This is a genomic window from Salinibacterium sp. NYA9b, from assembly GCF_976973725.1.
Map to the genome: position 1 here is coordinate 2,388,489 of NZ_OZ333476.1, position 15,628 is coordinate 2,404,116.

Annotated in this window: 15 protein-coding genes; 3 read left to right on the forward strand and 12 right to left on the reverse strand. The window is 62.6% G+C overall.

From position 1 onward, the window contains the following. Positions 1–32: 32 nt before the first annotated feature. Complete coding sequence (locus ACWFSR_RS11495; RefSeq protein ID WP_447522421.1) at positions 33–545, forward strand: DUF805 domain-containing protein; 513 nt, start codon at positions 33–35, stop codon at positions 543–545. Here ACWFSR_RS11495 and ACWFSR_RS11500 read toward each other — a convergent pair. The 6 genes from ACWFSR_RS11500 to ACWFSR_RS11525 form a co-directional block, all read right to left on the reverse strand. After that, positions 542–1,420, reverse strand: coding sequence for a Rieske 2Fe-2S domain-containing protein (locus ACWFSR_RS11500; RefSeq protein WP_447522422.1), 879 nt, complete (start codon positions 1,418–1,420; stop codon positions 542–544). The genes ACWFSR_RS11495 and ACWFSR_RS11500 overlap by 4 nt on opposite strands. A gap of 37 nt (positions 1,421–1,457) precedes the next feature. Then, positions 1,458–1,952: a pyridoxamine 5'-phosphate oxidase family protein gene (locus ACWFSR_RS11505; protein WP_197106374.1), complete on the reverse strand. Its 495-nt coding sequence runs from the start codon at positions 1,950–1,952 to the stop codon at positions 1,458–1,460. Positions 1,953–2,102: 150 nt separating this feature from the next. Beyond that, a complete protein-coding gene (locus ACWFSR_RS11510) occupies positions 2,103–2,555 on the reverse strand; it encodes a hypothetical protein (RefSeq protein ID WP_197106375.1) in 453 nt (150 codons plus the stop codon). Next, positions 2,552–3,838, reverse strand: coding sequence for a serine/threonine-protein kinase (locus ACWFSR_RS11515; RefSeq protein WP_447522423.1), 1,287 nt, complete (start codon positions 3,836–3,838; stop codon positions 2,552–2,554). Before ACWFSR_RS11515 ends, ACWFSR_RS11510 begins: the two co-directional genes overlap by 4 nt. 92 nt (positions 3,839–3,930) lie before the next feature. Then, on the reverse strand, positions 3,931–4,785 hold the full coding sequence (locus tag ACWFSR_RS11520; RefSeq protein WP_197110144.1) for an NAD-dependent epimerase/dehydratase family protein: 855 nt from the start codon (positions 4,783–4,785) through the stop codon (positions 3,931–3,933). A gap of 207 nt (positions 4,786–4,992) precedes the next feature. Next, complete coding sequence (locus ACWFSR_RS11525) at positions 4,993–6,207, reverse strand: NADP-dependent isocitrate dehydrogenase (RefSeq protein ID WP_197106378.1); 1,215 nt, start codon at positions 6,205–6,207, stop codon at positions 4,993–4,995. 105 nt (positions 6,208–6,312) lie between these two features. Between ACWFSR_RS11525 and ACWFSR_RS11530 the strand changes: the two genes are divergently transcribed. Next, positions 6,313–6,765 carry a GNAT family N-acetyltransferase gene (locus ACWFSR_RS11530; RefSeq protein ID WP_197106379.1) on the forward strand — a complete coding sequence of 151 codons (453 nt, stop codon included), beginning with the start codon at positions 6,313–6,315 and terminating at the stop codon, positions 6,763–6,765. 2 nt (positions 6,766–6,767) lie between these two features. Next, positions 6,768–7,079, forward strand: coding sequence for an MGMT family protein (locus tag ACWFSR_RS11535; RefSeq protein WP_197106380.1), 312 nt, complete (start codon positions 6,768–6,770; stop codon positions 7,077–7,079). On the opposite strand, the gene ACWFSR_RS11540 is transcribed toward ACWFSR_RS11535, so the two are convergent. From ACWFSR_RS11540 to ACWFSR_RS11565, 6 genes are all read right to left on the reverse strand, one after another. Continuing rightward, positions 7,076–8,881 carry an ABC transporter ATP-binding protein gene (locus tag ACWFSR_RS11540; RefSeq protein ID WP_197106381.1) on the reverse strand — a complete coding sequence of 602 codons (1,806 nt, stop codon included), beginning with the start codon at positions 8,879–8,881 and terminating at the stop codon, positions 7,076–7,078. The two genes, ACWFSR_RS11535 and ACWFSR_RS11540, sit on opposite strands and share 4 nt — an antisense overlap. Beyond that, positions 8,878–10,677, reverse strand: a complete 1,800-nt coding sequence (locus ACWFSR_RS11545) for an ABC transporter ATP-binding protein (protein ID WP_197106382.1) — start codon at positions 10,675–10,677, stop codon at positions 8,878–8,880. Before ACWFSR_RS11545 ends, ACWFSR_RS11540 begins: the two co-directional genes overlap by 4 nt. A 179-nt stretch (positions 10,678–10,856) precedes the next feature. Next, the gene (gene ddaH, locus ACWFSR_RS11550; RefSeq protein WP_447522424.1) at positions 10,857–12,059 is read right to left on the reverse strand and encodes a dimethylargininase; all 1,203 of its coding nucleotides are present in this window, start codon (positions 12,057–12,059) and stop codon (positions 10,857–10,859) included. Positions 12,060–12,143: 84 nt separating this feature from the next. Then, entirely contained in the window at positions 12,144–13,745 is a 1,602-nt protein-coding gene (gene purH, locus ACWFSR_RS11555; RefSeq protein WP_447522425.1) for a bifunctional phosphoribosylaminoimidazolecarboxamide formyltransferase/IMP cyclohydrolase, read from the reverse strand. Between the two features lie 5 nt (positions 13,746–13,750). Further along, complete coding sequence (gene purN / locus ACWFSR_RS11560; protein WP_197106384.1) at positions 13,751–14,335, reverse strand: phosphoribosylglycinamide formyltransferase; 585 nt, start codon at positions 14,333–14,335, stop codon at positions 13,751–13,753. Positions 14,336–14,344: 9 nt separating this feature from the next. Next, positions 14,345–15,559 carry a cell division protein PerM gene (locus ACWFSR_RS11565; protein WP_197123316.1) on the reverse strand — a complete coding sequence of 405 codons (1,215 nt, stop codon included), beginning with the start codon at positions 15,557–15,559 and terminating at the stop codon, positions 14,345–14,347. Positions 15,560–15,628: the final 69 nt, after the last annotated feature.

Sequence of the window (15,628 nt, forward strand, 5' to 3'; positions counted from 1 at the left end):
TGAAACGAAATTCGCTCACCTAAGCTGTGGGCATGACCTTCACTGCCACGGCAGCACCCACGATGGAGCCGGCGAGCGCACCACTCCTCGGGGCGTCGATGCGAGTCGCGATGCGTCGGTTCTTCGATCATTCGTTCCGGATGCGCGGGCGCGCCAGTCGCAGCGAATACTGGTGGTGGATGCTCGTGAACATCGCTGTGGTCACCGCGTTGGAGGTCGTCGCGCCGCTTCTGATTGCCGGCCGCCCCATGGTGACTGAACTCACCGTGGGCCCGTTCGGCTCGCTGGTTTATCCGACTCTCAGCATCGCAAGCTGGAGCGGTGCCACCACGGCTACTTCTCCCGCACTCGTGTTTCTCTCCTTCATCGCGGGAGGCTGGGTGTTGCTCACAGCAGTTCCCGGCATCGCCATTGCCGTGCGGCGCCTCCACGACTCGAACCTCTCGGGAGGGTGGGCGTTTCTCGCACTCGTCCCGCTCGGCGCCCTTATCGTGCTCGTGCTCGCCCTGCGCGGATCGCGCCCCGAGGGATTGCGCTTCGACTAGAGCGGCAACCGAATCTCCACCGTGCCATCCACGACTCGGCTCTCGAAGCGTGGCTGCGGACTTGTCGCTGGCCCGTGGATGACTTCACCCGTGTCGAGCGAGAACGCACTCTGATGCCAGGGGCATTCCACACACGCCCCGCCCGGGGTGGAGTCATCGCCGACGACGTACCCGTCGTGGAGTTCGGCTCCGAGGTGGCTGCACGTGTTCGAGAGTACGGAGACGCGGCCTCCGCGACGGAAGACCACCACCTCGGTATCGGCGACAACGCGCTTCTCGAGTGAGCCATCCGCAAGCTCAGTGAGCGGCGCTAGCTGCTGCCACCCGCTGGGGAAGGTCGCCTCGACGTCGGGAGCATGACTGACGCCCGCTGCTTGGCGGTAGGTCAGGTGGCCACCGAGGTAGCCGCCGCCCGACGCGATGGCCAGCCCCGCGTAGCTCAGCACCTTGCCACTCGTGTGCTTTCCGCGGGTGCGCTGCACGAAGGATGCCGCGAAGAATCCTGTCGCCACAATGTTGACCGCGGCATGCACGATGCCGACACGCTGCTGCTTCTCGTCGAGCTTCGACCAGTCCGCAAATCCGGCGACCGCCGTTCCGCTCGCTCCCAGCACACCAACTCCGACGAGTGCTCGCGACGCCTTCTCGGTTCCGGGCAGGGCATCCAGCACGCCCGCCGAGATCCACGCGCCCAGAGGAACGTGCACACCGAGCGGATGCACGGGGTGACCCAGCGGAACGCCATGCAGCAGGTCTCGCAACCACCGCGGGCGAAGAACTGCATCCACGACGCCCCGCGTCTTCTCTACAGCGGGATCGAGCGCGGCCGCTTCCTCTAGACGGTCAACGTTTCGCAATACTGGCAGTCGTTTCATCAGAGCCTCGTCCCTCTCAGCGTGTGTTGTTGGAGAACTAGATCGTGACCGATTCGGATGACCCGGTGTGAGGCTCATCCCCGGTTACCTTCGCAGCGACAACGCTAACGAGAGTCGCCACTTTGCCGGGGCTCTCCCAATACTGTGCCGAGTCGGCCTTCACGTGAATCAGCACCACCGAAGGATCTTCCGCACCGCCGTCGAACCACACGTCGGTGAAGGTGTCCCAGAGCGCTTCTTTCTTGACGCCATCCCGGACAATTTCGGCGGAGCCGGCCAGCGACAGCCACTCAGACGAACCCGCGTACGCGAGGTTGACGTGAGGATTCGCGAGCAGCTGCTGAACGGTGTCCGACTCGGCGGAAGCCAAGAACCAGCAGTCGCCATCGAACTCTGCCTCCTGCACGGTCATGGGGTGGCTGTGAAGCGCGCCATCCGCGGACACGCTCGTGAGCATCGCGATGCGCGTGCTCTTCATGATGGAGCGGATGGTGCCGAGCTGATCTGCTGTTGCGTGGGCATGAGATGACATGGTGTCTCCAATTCGTCGAAGGTTGCGCAGTTGTACTGGCCCTTCGACGCTAGGGAGCAATCCTCAATGCTGGCCGAGTACTAGCCGAGCGTTGGATGAGAGCAAGGAGCCGATGCCGGCGCACCAAAAATCGCGCACGACAGACTGCGCCTAATCCTTCTTGTTGCCCTTGTCGTCTTTCTCTTTATCGTCGTCCTTGCCGTTGCCGTTGCCGTTGCTGTTGCCGTTGCCGTTCGATGTTTCGTCTGATTCTTCGTCCACCGGATCGGTAACGGGCGAGGGGTCAGGCAACGCCGCCGTAAGGTCGGCGCGTACAAGGTCGAGAGACGCTTGGATTCGGGCACTTTGCTCAGCTCCGATGGCACCGGTCGCGGTGTTCTCGTTGAGCTGTTCTTGGAGAACATCGAGGGCTGCCAGGGCTGCCACGGGGTCACCCGCCGCGGCAGCATCAGTTACATCAGCAACCGATGACTGCAGCAGCGCCGCCGCGTCGGGATCGAAGTCCGGTGAGGTTGGCGCACAGGCGCTCAACGATAGGGCGAGCATGAGGGCAGCGCCGACGGCGACGATGCGGCGCGGGAGGGTTAGATTTCTGAGATTCATGGCTCCACGCTCTCTTGGAGCTGCTCGAGGTGCGTGCCAAGCTCGCCAGGAACCACCGGGTAGCTGGGCGACGTCGGTTCAGACGGAGTCGCCTGTTGGTTCTGAGTAGTTGTCCACGCGACCACACCCAGGGTGAGCACGAGAGCGGTAGCCAGCACAATCCCGAGGCGCTTGACGCTGTGCCGACTTAGTCTGGGGTTTCGCTTCGGCGCTGGCGCTGGCACTGCGGATGATGCCGCTGCCGCTGATACCGTTGCAGATTCTGAGGCCTCCGGCGCAGGCCACGCTTCGGTTGCTTGTGTCTCCACGCGGGCGTACGCCTTCGTGGGTTCGAGACGCGTTGTCTCATTTGTCCCGTTCGCCGAGGGAACGAGCGAACGGGTGGGTTCACCTTCGGCGTCGTTCACATCCTCAGAGGAATAGGCGAGCGCCCGCAAAGCGACAGCGATATCCATCGGAAGCGGCCGCTGTTCAGCATCGAGTGCCGTCATAGTGACCAGCATCTGTCGCCACGCCGCGCTGAGACCGTCCGGCACCCGGGGTGGGGTGTTGAGGCGCGCACCGATCGTCTCGACGGCGCTCCCGGGAAACGCGCGCTGCCCCGTGAGCGCTTCAAGCAAAACGAGACCGAGCGAATAGACATCGGAAGGTCCCAATGCGTCACTGCCGCGTGCTTGCTCGGGGCTGAGGTAACTTGCACTGCCGATGACTGTTCCCGTCGAGGTCATCTTCGCGCCATCGACAAGACGTGCAATCCCGAAATCTGCAAGCTTCGAATGAAATTGTCGGTCCGGAAGTTCCGAAGGCGCTAGCAAGATATTGGCTGGCTTGATGTCCCGATGCACGACGCCACGACCGTGCATGTAATGAAGCGCCTCGGCAATATCGGCTCCGAGGTGGGCCACCAATGGCGACGGCAACGGAGCCGTCATCGCTTCACGCAGATTGGGACCGTCCACGAACTCCATGACGAGAAAGACGCGATCCGCAGTCTCAGCCGTCTCGGTGACCGCATCGAAGAGAGTGACCAATGCGTGATGGTTGAGCGCCGCGAGAGTCTCCACCTCGTTGCGCTGTCTCCGGATCTCATCCGGATTTGCCAGGCCAGGCAGCATCAGTTTGAGCGCGACTTCCCGGGGAAGCGACTCATCACGGGCCCGGTAGACGGAAGCCATGCCGCCGCGGCCGATCAGATCTGTGATGCGATACCGGCCGCCGATTACTGTGTCAATGAGCTCATCATCCGAGCGAGAGGATGACCGTGAGCGATTGGCTGTTGCCACCCGAACCCCCTTAGATCTGGTGAGGAGAGTTTAGATGAGTTCTGCGGGAACTGAGGTCGCTTTCCCGGTCCTCATCGAATGAGCAGGAGACGTTAGCGATGAAGGGTTCCCACTCCCCTGAGCACTGCCGCATACCCCTCGCGGTAGCTCGGGTACACGAACGAGAAGCCTGCGCCTTTCAGCCGGTCATTGCGACAACGCTTGCCGCGGCCCCTGCCATCGTTGGCGCCGTCGTCTGCCTTCGGCGGCGGCACCGGTCGGTCGATACTGCGGGCGAGAAAGCCGATGACCTCGCGTTGATCGGCCGGCTCGTCGTCTACCCCGAGGTAGATACTGGCGGGCGATGTGGCCATTGTCGCGAGGTGCACGATAGCCGCTGCAGCGTCATCACGATGGATCAGATTGGTGAAGTAAGGGGTGAGCGCTAAGGTTTCGTTCCCCTCACGGATGCGGTCGATCTGACGGGTGCGGCCTGGCCCATAGATTCCCGCCAAGCGCAGAATTGTCGAGTTAGCGACGCTCTCGAGCAGCAGCACTTCGGCTTCTCGCAAGACAGTTGCGGTCGGCGAGGCGGGTGTGGCCGGCGTAGATTCATCGACCCATGAGCCATCGCTGACGCCATAGACCGCGGTGGACGAGACATAAATCACCCTCGGCGCAGCAGCGCAGTCTCGCTCAATAGCGGCGGCGATGTTCCGTACGCTTTCGACATAGGTAGCGAGATAGCCGTCGCGCGTGCGCTCATCGGGGCTGACGGCAATCACTACGACGCTGGTATCGGCAGGAAGCGTGGGCACGTGCGCAGACAAGTCCACGGATTGCCCAGCGATCTCGGGCGGCAGCTTCTCGACTGAACGCCGCAGGCCCAGTACAGGATGCCCCAGCGCCGCAAAGCGGAGCCCAGCCTCGATACCTAGGTCACCACATCCGGCTATGACGACGGTCACTGCTGCCTCCTCACGGCGCACCGCTTGGCACGCTGTCGCGTTCTGCATGAGTGGGCACCTCACAGCACCCGCCGCTCAAGAATAACGAGAGACAGCTGGGTGTTTTCCGGCGGGTGCGCAGACGCGGAAGGGCCCGAAAGCCGAAGCTTTCGGGCCCTTCCTGAAACCTCGTGGTGTGAACCAGTCAGTTACCGCGCGAGACGCAGACTATGCGAGGCGTGCGGCGAGGTTCTTGTCGAGCGTGTCGAGGAACTCTTCGGTGGTTTCCCACTTCTGGTCCGGTCCGACGAGCAGTGCGAGGTCCTTGGTCATGTGACCGCCCTCTACCGACTTGATGACAACGTCTTCCAGGGTCGAAGCGAACTCGATGAGCTCCTGGTTGTTGTCGAGCACACCGCGGTGAGCTAGACCACGGGTCCACGCGTAGATCGAAGCGATCGGGTTCGTGGAGGTGGGCTTGCCCTGCTGGTGCTGGCGGTAGTGACGCGTCACGGTGCCGTGAGCTGCCTCTGCTTCAACAACCTTTCCGTCTGGCGTGGCCAGAACGGAGGTCATGAGGCCGAGCGAGCCGAAGCCCTGAGCTACGGTGTCGGACTGTACGTCGCCGTCGTAGTTCTTGCAGGCCCAGACGTAGCCGCCCTCCCACTTCATGGCCGAAGCGACCATGTCGTCGATGAGGCGGTGCTCGTAGGTGAGGCCGGCAGCTTCGAACTTGTCCTTGAACTCGGTCTGGAAGATCTCCTCGAAGATGTCCTTGAAGCGACCGTCGTAGGCCTTGAGGATCGTGTTCTTCGTCGAGAGGTACACGGGGTAGTTGCGCGTGAGGCCGTAGTTGAGGCTGGCACGAGCGAAGTCAACGATCGAGTCATCGAGGTTGTACTGAACCTGAGCGATTCCATCGCCCGGGGAGTCGTAGACCTCAAACTTCATGGGCTCTGAACCATCTTCGGGAGCGAACTCGACGGTCAGCTTTCCCTTGCCCTTGAAGCGGAAGTCAGTGGCACGGTACTGGTCGCCGAAGGCGTGACGGCCGATGATGATCGGCTTGTTCCAGCCCGGTACGAGACGCGGGATGTTCGAGATGATGATGGGCTCGCGGAAGATAACGCCACCAAGGATGTTGCGGATGGTGCCGTTAGGGCTGCGCCACATCTTCTTGAGACCGAATTCTTCAACACGGGCTTCGTCGGGGGTAATGGTTGCGCACTTGACGCCAACACCGTGCTTTTGGATGGCGTGAGCCGCATCAATGGTGATCTGGTCGTCGGTTGCGTCGCGGCTTTCAATGCCGAGGTCGTAGTACTCGAGGTTGACGTCAACGTAGGGGTGGATCAGGGTTTCCTTGATCCGGTGCCAAATAATGCGCGTCATTTCGTCGCCGTCGAGTTCGACGACGGTGCCTTCTACCTTGATCTTGGACAAGCTTTGCTCCTTAGTTAGTGGCCACCTCCAGCTTACTCTTTTTCCTATGTATCTCGACATCGAGATACCTTGGCGCATCTGTCTACCGCGGGTTAGCCTGTATTCATGGGTGAGCTAAGACTTGAAGAATTATCGGCAAGCACCATCGTGGCTGCCAACAACCTGTCGCTGCGTCGCGGGCAGGAGCAGTTCGTTACGCCGCCCTCCTACGCGATCGCGGACGCCTTCATCGACCCGCTGACGTCGTGGCCGCGCGTTGTCCTCGACGGCGACAAAGTTGTCGGATTCGTCCGGGGCAATTTCGACAACAATGCGTCGCAAGAAGAGTTCCGCAGCTGCATTTGGCGGGTCAGCGTCGCCGGAGACGAGCAGGGCCAGGGCATCGGCCGTTTCGCCGTTAAGGCTCTCAGCGAAGAAGCACGCAGCCGTGGCTTCGACCGCATCACCGCCATTTGGGAAGAGGGCGACGACGGCCCGGAGCAGTTCTTCCTCAAGGTCGGTTTTAAGGTCGTCGGCGAAACTCAGTACGGCGAGAAGCTCGGCGAATACACGCTCTAAGCGTGCCCGCTCCTAGCGACGACTTCGTGAGCCGCGTGCTCGAGGTTGTGGAGTCGATCCCGCCGGGGCACGTGATGACCTACGGCGAGGTGGCTGCCACGATCGGCTCGCGAGCCGCGCGGGCAGTCGGCACCGTGATGGCCCGCTACGGCTCAGACGTGGCGTGGTGGCGCGTCATCCGTTCTGGCGGGCATCCACCTCTCGCTCACGAAGACCGGGCACTCGTGCACTACGAGGCCGAATCAACGCCGCTGAAATGGATGCCCGACGGCAGCTATCGCGTCGACCTGCGGTCAGCGCGACACCGCCCCTAAACGAGCGAGTCTCGCCAGGCCGCGTGCAGTTGCGCGAACTTGCCGGAGCCCGAAATGAGTTCTTGCGGGGTGCCGTCTTCGATAACGCGACCGTGTTCCATCACTAGCACGCGGTCAGCGATTGCGACCGTCGATAGACGGTGCGCAATGATGATGGCGGTGCGGTCGGAGAGCAGCGTCTGAAGGCCAGCCTGAACAAGGCGTTCGCTCGGGATATCGAGCGACGCGGTTGCCTCATCCAGAATCAGCACAACAGGGTCGGCGATGAACGCGCGCGCGAACGACAACAGTTGTCGCTGCCCGGCACTCACTCGACCACCACGCTTGTTCACGTCGGTGTCGTACCCATTGGGCAGCGCCTCGATGAACTCGTGCGCGCCCACTGCTTTCGCTGCACCGATGATCTCCTCGCGGGTGGCATCAGGTTTGCCGAGAGCAATGTTGTCGGCAACGTTGCCCGAGAACAGATACGCCTCTTGTGTGACCATGACGATCGCACGGCGCAGATCCTTCGGATGCAACTTGCGCAGGTCCACCCCGTCGAGCGAGACGGTGCCCTGGCTGGGGTCATAGAAGCGCGAAATGAGCTTGGCGAGCGTCGACTTTCCGGCGCCCGTCGTTCCCACCATTGCTACCGTCTGACCGGCGGGCAGCTCAAGATCGAACTTCGGCAGGATCACTTTGTCGGCGTTGTAGGCAAATTCCACACCGTCGAACGTCACGGTTCCCTTGGCCTTGCGCAGGTCAATGGGAGTCGTGGGGTCAGCAACGGTCGGGCGCTCTTCAAGCACTCCCGAAATCTTCTCCAAAGCCGCGGCAGCGGACTGGTACGAGTTGTAGAACATCGCCATCTCTTGTGCGGGCGCAAAGAACTGGCGGGCATACAGCAGCGCACCAAGCAGGGCACCGATCGCAAGGTCGCCAGTCGAGACGCGCAAGCCGCCCACGAGCAGGATCATCGCGAGAGCAACGTTTCCGATGAGAACCAGACCCGGGTCAAAGATTCCGAACAATTGGATGACGCGGGCGTTGGCATCCCGATAGTTCTCGACCAGCCCGCCGAACTGTTCGCGGTTGCGCTCTTCTTTGCGGAAGGCCTTCACCGCACGGATGCCGGTCATGGTTTCCACGAAGTGCACGATGAGCTTGGCCGAAGTCGTGCGAGTCTCACGGAAGTGCAATTGCGAGCGCACCTGGAACCAGCGCGTGAGGAAGCCCAACGGAACGAGCGCGCAGAACAGAATGACGCCGCTCACCCAGTCGAGCGAGAACATCGCGATAGCAATGAATCCCATGTAGAGCGCACCCTGCACGAGCTGGTTGATGCCCGAGTCGAGTAGTTCGCGAATCGCATCGAGGTCACTCGTTTGGCGCGCGATGATGCGCCCCGAGGTGTAGCTCTCGTGGAATTCAAGGCTCAAGCGTTGCGTGTGCAAGAAGACGCGTTTGCGCAGGTCGAACAGGATTGCTTGGCTCACGCGCGCGCTCAGCACGGTGTACCAGGCAATCATCGATGCACCAACGATGCCCGTGAACAGGTAGGCGCTGACGACGAGCACGAGCGGCAACGTTTCGCCGTCGATGAGGGCGGGCAACGCGTTGTCGATGCCGTAGGCGATCAGCGCGGGGCCAGCCACTTGCGCGGCAGTGCTCACGACAACCACGGCCATCGTGAGAACCACACGAAGGCGCACGGGCGCGATCAGCGATCCGAGCAGGCGCAGCGAGCGCTGCCGAATCTGACGGCTCTCGTCCTTGGTGTAGTCGTTGCGTTCTTCGCCGGAGGTTCCCATCACGCTCATGAACTGACCTCCTGCTCTTCCTCTTCAAGACTGGATATGACGTAACGGTAATGACTGCTGGTGGCCAGCAGGTCGGAGTGCTTTCCGACCGCGGTGACCTTGCCATCTTCGAGAAGAGCAACGCGGTCAGCGAGCATCACGGTCGATGGGCGGTGAGCAACGATGAGCGCCGTCGTGGAGCTCAGCACCTTGCGCAGCGCGGCCTCGACGAGCGCTTCAGTATCGACGTCGAGCGCCGAGAGCGGGTCATCGAGCACGAGCACCGCGGGTTTCGCGGCAACGGCGCGGGCGAGCGCGAGGCGCTGTCGTTGCCCACCTGACAAGCTCAGGCCCTCTTCGCCGACGAGGGTGTCGAGGCCCTTGGGCAGGTCGTACACGAAGTCGGCTTGCGCGATGCTCAACGCTTCGCGCAGTTCTTCTTCGGTCGAATCGGGGCGCCCCATGAGCACGTTCTCGCGCACACTCGACGAGAACAGCGTGGCATCCTCGAACGCCATCGCAAGATGACGCCGTAGCTCAATCAGAGTGAGGTTGCGGATGTCGACGCCGTCGATGCTGATCGATCCTTCCGTCACGTCGTAGAGACGTGTCGTCAGGGCTGTGATCGTCGATTTGCCTGAGCCAGTCAGCCCCACGAGGGCCATGGTCTCCCCCGGCTCAATGCTCAAGTCGATACCGTTCACGAGATCGGGAACGTTCGCGGGTGAATCGGGGTAGCGGTAGTGCACGTTCGTGAACTGAAGGCGACCCTGGCTATCCGTGATCGTTTCGGGGTGTTCTGGATCGGTGATGGGGTTTGCTGAGTCCATCACTTCGAAGAAACGGTCGGCGGCGGTGCGCGCGTCGAACGTCATCGACAGCAAGAAGCCGATCGATTCCACGGGGAAGCGCAAGACGGTGGCCGTGGCGAAGAACGCGACCAGGTCACCCGCTGAGATATTGCCCTCGACAACGAGCCACACACCGCCGAGAAGTCCGAGCGCGAACATGACGTCGGGCACGAGCAGCAGCCAGAGCCAGATGCCGGCAATTGCGCGGGCTTTCTCAATCTCGGTGCCACGCAAGCTTTCGGCCTGAGCCGAGAAGCCGACGAGCGCGTGCTTTCCTCGCCCGAATGCTTTCAGAACACGGATGCCGTGCACTGACTCTTCGACAGCAGTCGCGAGGTCACCGGTTTGGTCTTGGCTGCGGCGGGCCACGATCGAGTACTTCTTTTCGAAGACGTACCCGTAGATCCACAACGGGATCGACGTGACGATAAAGATCACACCGAGCACCCACGAGATGTTCACGAGGAACAGCAGCCCCACGATGATCGTGAGCACGTTGACCACGAGCAAGACGAGACCAAACGACAACCATCGGCGGATGAGGTTGAGGTCGCTGACGGCGCGCGACAGCAGCTGGCCACTCGGCCAGCGGTCGTGGAAGCTCACGGGTAGGTGCTGCAAGGTCATGTAGAGGGTGTTGCGCATGCGCGCTTCAACATGGGTTCCCGGCGTGAGCACGAAGTAGCGACGAAGCGCGATCATGATCGCCTCGACAATGCCGAGCCCGAGAACGATGAAGAAGGCGGGCCAAATCTGGCTTGAATCGCCCGACTGAAGCGGCCCATCCACGAGCGAGCGCAACACTTGCGGGATGAGCAGCGCAACGATACCGGCGGCGAGAGCTGCTGCCATGCCGAGGTAGATGAACGGCATGGCCGATTGTGCGTAGGGGTAAAGCCGGCGGATAGCCGTAAAAGTGCCGACCGCTTTGACGCGTTCTGGCTGGTCAGACTGTGGTGACACCATGGATCCTTGACGAGAGGGATCCCTGCGTTCAGGGATCGCGATTACTGCGGGTCGCGTCGTGTGCGACCGTGAACCGCTGCTCCTCGTCGTGAATGGCGCGGGGCAGACAGCCTTTTAGAATATGCCCGCCCCGGCGCTTTCACAATCACTATCCACAAATTTTTTGACAGAGTCTCAATTCAGCGGATGCGGACGGAGAGGCACGTGACGCAGCCCTCCATCTTCTCAAACTCAGACACGTCGACGGTAACCACGCGGTAGCCCAAGTTCTCGATGAGGGCAGCAGTCTGGGGCGCCGACGACGACATGAGAACCGCGTCATCCGACAGCACAACAACGGCAGCACCCTCGGCCTCAGGAACGGCCAAGAAGCGGTCGTACAGGTCGACGTTGTCGACGAGGTCGGGGTACCCAATGATCGTGCCGTCAGGCAGGGCTGTGACGCCGCTCTTGAGGTGCAGCACCTTCTCCACGGGCACCGCAATCACGGTGTAGCCGAGCGGGGTGACGATCGCCCGCAGCTGGCGGATGCCCTCTGCGTTGGTGCGGCCGCCGCGACCGACGTAGACCGTGGAACCAACCTTGAGCACGTCTCCGCCATCGAGAGTGCCGGGTTCGGTGATTTCGTGGAGTTCGAGACCAAGGTCGTCGATGCTCGTGCGCACGGCAACGATCTCGGCCTGACGGCTCTCAGCACCGGGGCTCGTGAGCACCGCAACCTCGCCGAACATCACGATGGTGTCTTCGATGAAAACAGAATCGGCGAGATCGTCGTCGGCGGGCACTTCGATTACTTCGAAGCCGTTGTCTTTGAGGGCGGCAACGTAGGCCTCCCACTGCACATCGGCAAGGTCGGCATCCACGGGAACACGGTCGAGGTGAGTGAGTTCTCCCTCAGCCATGCGCGAGGAAGGGGCGCGAACGAGAGCGGTGAGCGTGGGGGTCGGCTGCGGGGCACGGGCGACCATGGCAAACCACACGCGGCGACCAACAGTGAGTGCGGTCACGATCGTGGCTACGACAAAGATGAGGTTCGTGCCGAGCAGGCTCGCCAAGATGAATGCCATCGCTTCGGGATTCCACTCGGCTCCCGAGGCAATGATGCCGAGGGCGGTGCCGAAGAAGGCCGCAGCGATGCCGATCACGAGAGCCGACACGGCGGTCGTGTACCAGTAGCGGTGAATCTCGAGCGCCGCCGCGAGCGAGTAGAGCAAGAAGAGCACAAGCGCCATCGGCAAGAAGTACTCGGCGATCGTCGGCAGGTTCTCTGCCGCGGCACCGTTCGACGTAAAGAACGCCAGCCCGGTTGCGAGATAGACGGTGCCGGCAACGGCAATTCCGGAAATAAAAGCTGCGGCCATACGCCGTTGTGCACTGATCATGCGCCCCAACCTACCGGGAAGATTCTATGCGTTTGCCCTACGCCGGCTCCCCGTGGAGAGCCGGCGTACACCGGGCGACATTTGTTAGTGGAAGAAGTGGCGCTCACCCGTGAAGTACATGGTCACGCCGGCGTCAACCGCTGCCGCAATTACTTCTTCATCACGGATCGAACCGCCAGGCTGAACCACCGCACGCACACCCGCATCGAGCAGCAGCTGCAGGCCATCGGCGAAGGGGAAGAACGCGTCACTGGCCGCAACGGAACCTGCGGCACGGTCACCAGCCCGCGAGATCGCCAACTGGCACGAGTCAACTCGGTTGACCTGCCCCATGCCGACACCGACGGATGCTCCGCCGTTAGCCAGCAAAATAGCGTTCGACTTGACGGCGCGCACTGCTCGCCACGCGAACTCAAGGTCGGCGAGAGTCTCAGCATCGGCGGCGTCACCCGCAGCGAGCGTCCACGCGGAGGCCGGCGAGAAGTGCTTATCCAGTTCTTGCACGAGCATGCCGCCCGAGATCTGGCGCAGCTCACGGCTGTCACGCGCGTAGCCCTCAGGCAGCTGCAGCAAGCGCAGGTTCTTCTTGGCCTTCAAGATTTCGAGTGCTTCAGGCTCAAAGCCGGGAGCAACAACAACCTCGGTGAAGATCGGGGCGATCGACTCCGCAGCAGCCTTCGTGATGATTCCGTTGGCCGCGATCACTCCGCCGTAGGCCGAGATCGGGTCGCAGGCGTGCGCCAAAACGTGAGCCTCCGAGATGCTGGCTGCAGTGGCGATTCCGCACGGGTTAGCGTGCTTGATGACCGCGACAGCAGGAGTGTCGTGGTCGAAGGCGGCGCGCAGAGCGGCGTCGGCATCCACGTAGTTGTTGTACGACATCTCTTTGCCACCGAGCTGCGTGGCCTGCGCGATTCCGGGCTGCGCGGCCACACCGTAGAGGGCTGCCTGCTGGTGGGCGTTCTCGCCATAGCGAAGTACGGCGAGCTGGTCGGCGGCAACCTCGAGGTGCACCGGCAGTGTGGGGGCGGATGCCGCGGCATCCGTCTCACCGAGAAGCGCACCGGTCAGGAACCACTGCGACACAGCGGTGTCATAGGCGGCGGTCTGAGCGAAAGCCTTGGAGGCGAGCGCGTAACGCTGCGCGAAGGTTGTGCCCTCCCCCGCTGCCGCGGCGATGATCTCGTCGTAGCTGTCTGGGCTCGTGACGATGGCAACGTTGGCGTGGTTCTTGGCGGAGGCGCGCACCATGGCGGGGCCCCCGATGTCGATCTGCTCGACGATGTCGGCGGGAGCAGCGCCAGAGGCAACCGTCTCCACGAAGGGGTAGAGGTTCACGACAACGAGGTCGAAGGCTTTGATGCCGAGCTCGGCGAGCTGAGCTTCGTGCGACTCAAGGCGCAGGTCAGCGAGAATGCCGGCGTGCACGGAGGGGTGCAGCGTCTTGACGCGACCATCGAGCGATTCCGGGAAACCCGTGACGGTCGATACCTCGGTGACGTCATAACCGGCTTCGGCGATCGTCTTCGCCGTGGAACCGGTCGAGACGAGTTCTACGCCCGCATCGGCAAGCGCACCCGCGAGGTCGAGGAGGCGCGACTTGTCGCTCACCGAGATGAGGGCGCGGCGGATAGGAACGACATCGCGTTCGCGGAAATCGGCTGGGTTATGGCTGGGGCCGCTCATGGGATTCAGAGTTCCTTTAGGTTGATGCGATTGGTGGCAATGTCTTCGATCGTCTGCACGAGCAAGCGCCGTTCAATCGGCTTAATGCGGGCGTGCAGGTGTTCTTCGGTGTCTCCGGGCTCGATTGCAACGCGCTCTTGCACGATGATCGGACCACTATCGACACCGTTGTCGACCTTGATAACACTGGCGCCCGTCTGGGTTGCCCCAGCAGTAAGCGCATCTCGAACCGCGTGGGCTCCCGGGAACTCCGGCAGGTAGGCCGGATGAGTGTTGATGATGTTGGGCGAAAGAGCCTCGACGACGCGCGGCGGCAGCAGCTTCATGAAGCCACTCAGCACGACGAGGTCGGCATTCCAGAATTGGATCTGCTCGAGCAGTTCATCGCCCCACTCGTCGCGGTTCTTGAAGTTCGACATCGCGACCGAGAAGGTGGGGATGCCGTAATGCTCGGCATGGTCGAGCCCGTCAGCAACGCGGTCGGCGCCAACGGCGACGACACGGGCGGGAAAGTCGGCACTCTCGGCCGCTTCGAGCAGGGCGGCGAGGTTAGACCCGCCCCCGGAAATCAAGACAACGAGTGTGAGCACGCACCCAGCCTAGCGCTCAGTGAAGCCGTCGTCAGTGCGCTCCGGGCGTGCGGACGCCAGAAGACCGAGCCCCGCTGCGACCGAAAACTCCACGAACGCCCACAGGGCAACAATCCACGGCTGGGGGCCAACATCGACGAGTCGTCCCGGACCGGCAGATCCCGCGGATGCCCAGGTCAACAACCCCATGATGGTGGCGGCCGTGAATCCGATCCCGACCGCGACGATGGCCAGTTCGCGGCGACGAAGTTCTCCGGCGATACGCGGCCCGAGCACGGCTGCCACCAGGAAGCCGACAACAACGGGAGCAAGGAGTCCGGCGAATCCGAATGCGAAATCTCCGCTCGGCAGGGCGCCAAAGACGGGGATGGCAGGAATGGGCCCGAGGGTGGTGGCCAGCGGCGAGACCGCGGAACCTGTTCCGATCGCAAAGCCGGGCCCCACGAGCCAGGCTGCCGCCCACAACACGATGTTTGGCAACAGCGCGAGTTGGCCGATCGTCACGGCGACGCCACCCAGCACCTCGGTGTGGAGTCCTTCATACAGTGTGATGATCTCAGCGAAGGACGTGACAATCGCGAGCGTCGTCACGAGAGACGCGACCGTGAGCAAACCGGCAGCCGCGATCGCCCCGCCCCGCAGCGCGGTGGCCACGATCGTGCGTACGTGGGCTGGCCATCCGGCAATCCAGCGGCGGATGCCTCCCGACACAGGGTTCGCCGCCGAAACGATCTGGCTGCCGATCAGCAGGCCGACCGCGAAGACCACCGTCGGTAACAGGGTGCCCTGCCACAGCGAGGGGCGCGCCACCGGGTGCAAAGCCGACAAGGTGAGCACGAGCGACGTTGCGCCGAAGGTGGCGAGCGAGGCGAGAGTGCCCAGCAGCATGTGGGGAGTCTCGGCGACCCGACGACCAGCCCGAACGCCGAGCAGAAGAGTCAGAAGGGCGAACCCGAGCAGCGCCATGGTGATCGTGACCGGCGTGCTCGCTGCGGGCAACCCAACGGCGCTCGCGACGGTCGGATCAAGCACAACGGTGATGTCGACGCCGTGGCCGACAAGCCAAATATCAACGGCGGCACGCCAGAACACTGTCCAGTCGATGGCCAAGCCGTAGTGGATGCCCCACAGCAGCGTCAGCGGGACCAGCGGAATCGCGATGCCGATAGCGACAACGAGGAGCGCCTCGAAGGCGGCGAAGAGAAGAGTGAGCTGGCGATTCATGTCTCGGTGAGCGTACCCGCCCGCGCGTCAACAGCCGCGACGGCGGACCGAAAATAGATCGATCTGTCA

Bases quoted from the DNA above. Each gene is read 5' to 3' on its own strand.
- ACWFSR_RS11495 (WP_447522421.1), top strand. From the start codon at position 33: ATGACCTTCACTGCCACGGCAGCACCCACGATGGAGCCGGCGAGCGCA.
- ACWFSR_RS11500 (WP_447522422.1), bottom strand. From the start codon at position 1,420: ATGAAACGACTGCCAGTATTGCGAAACGTTGACCGTCTAGAGGAAGCG.
- ACWFSR_RS11505 (WP_197106374.1), bottom strand. From the start codon at position 1,952: ATGTCATCTCATGCCCACGCAACAGCAGATCAGCTCGGCACCATCCGC.
- ACWFSR_RS11510 (WP_197106375.1), bottom strand. From the start codon at position 2,555: ATGAATCTCAGAAATCTAACCCTCCCGCGCCGCATCGTCGCCGTCGGC.
- ACWFSR_RS11530 (WP_197106379.1), top strand. From the start codon at position 6,313: ATGGGTGAGCTAAGACTTGAAGAATTATCGGCAAGCACCATCGTGGCT.
- ACWFSR_RS11540 (WP_197106381.1), bottom strand. From the start codon at position 8,881: ATGAGCGTGATGGGAACCTCCGGCGAAGAACGCAACGACTACACCAAG.
- ACWFSR_RS11545 (WP_197106382.1), bottom strand. From the start codon at position 10,677: ATGGTGTCACCACAGTCTGACCAGCCAGAACGCGTCAAAGCGGTCGGC.
- ddaH (WP_447522424.1), bottom strand. From the start codon at position 12,059: ATGATCAGTGCACAACGGCGTATGGCCGCAGCTTTTATTTCCGGAATT.
- purH (WP_447522425.1), bottom strand. From the start codon at position 13,745: ATGAGCGGCCCCAGCCATAACCCAGCCGATTTCCGCGAACGCGATGTC.
- ACWFSR_RS11565 (WP_197123316.1), bottom strand. From the start codon at position 15,559: ATGAATCGCCAGCTCACTCTTCTCTTCGCCGCCTTCGAGGCGCTCCTC.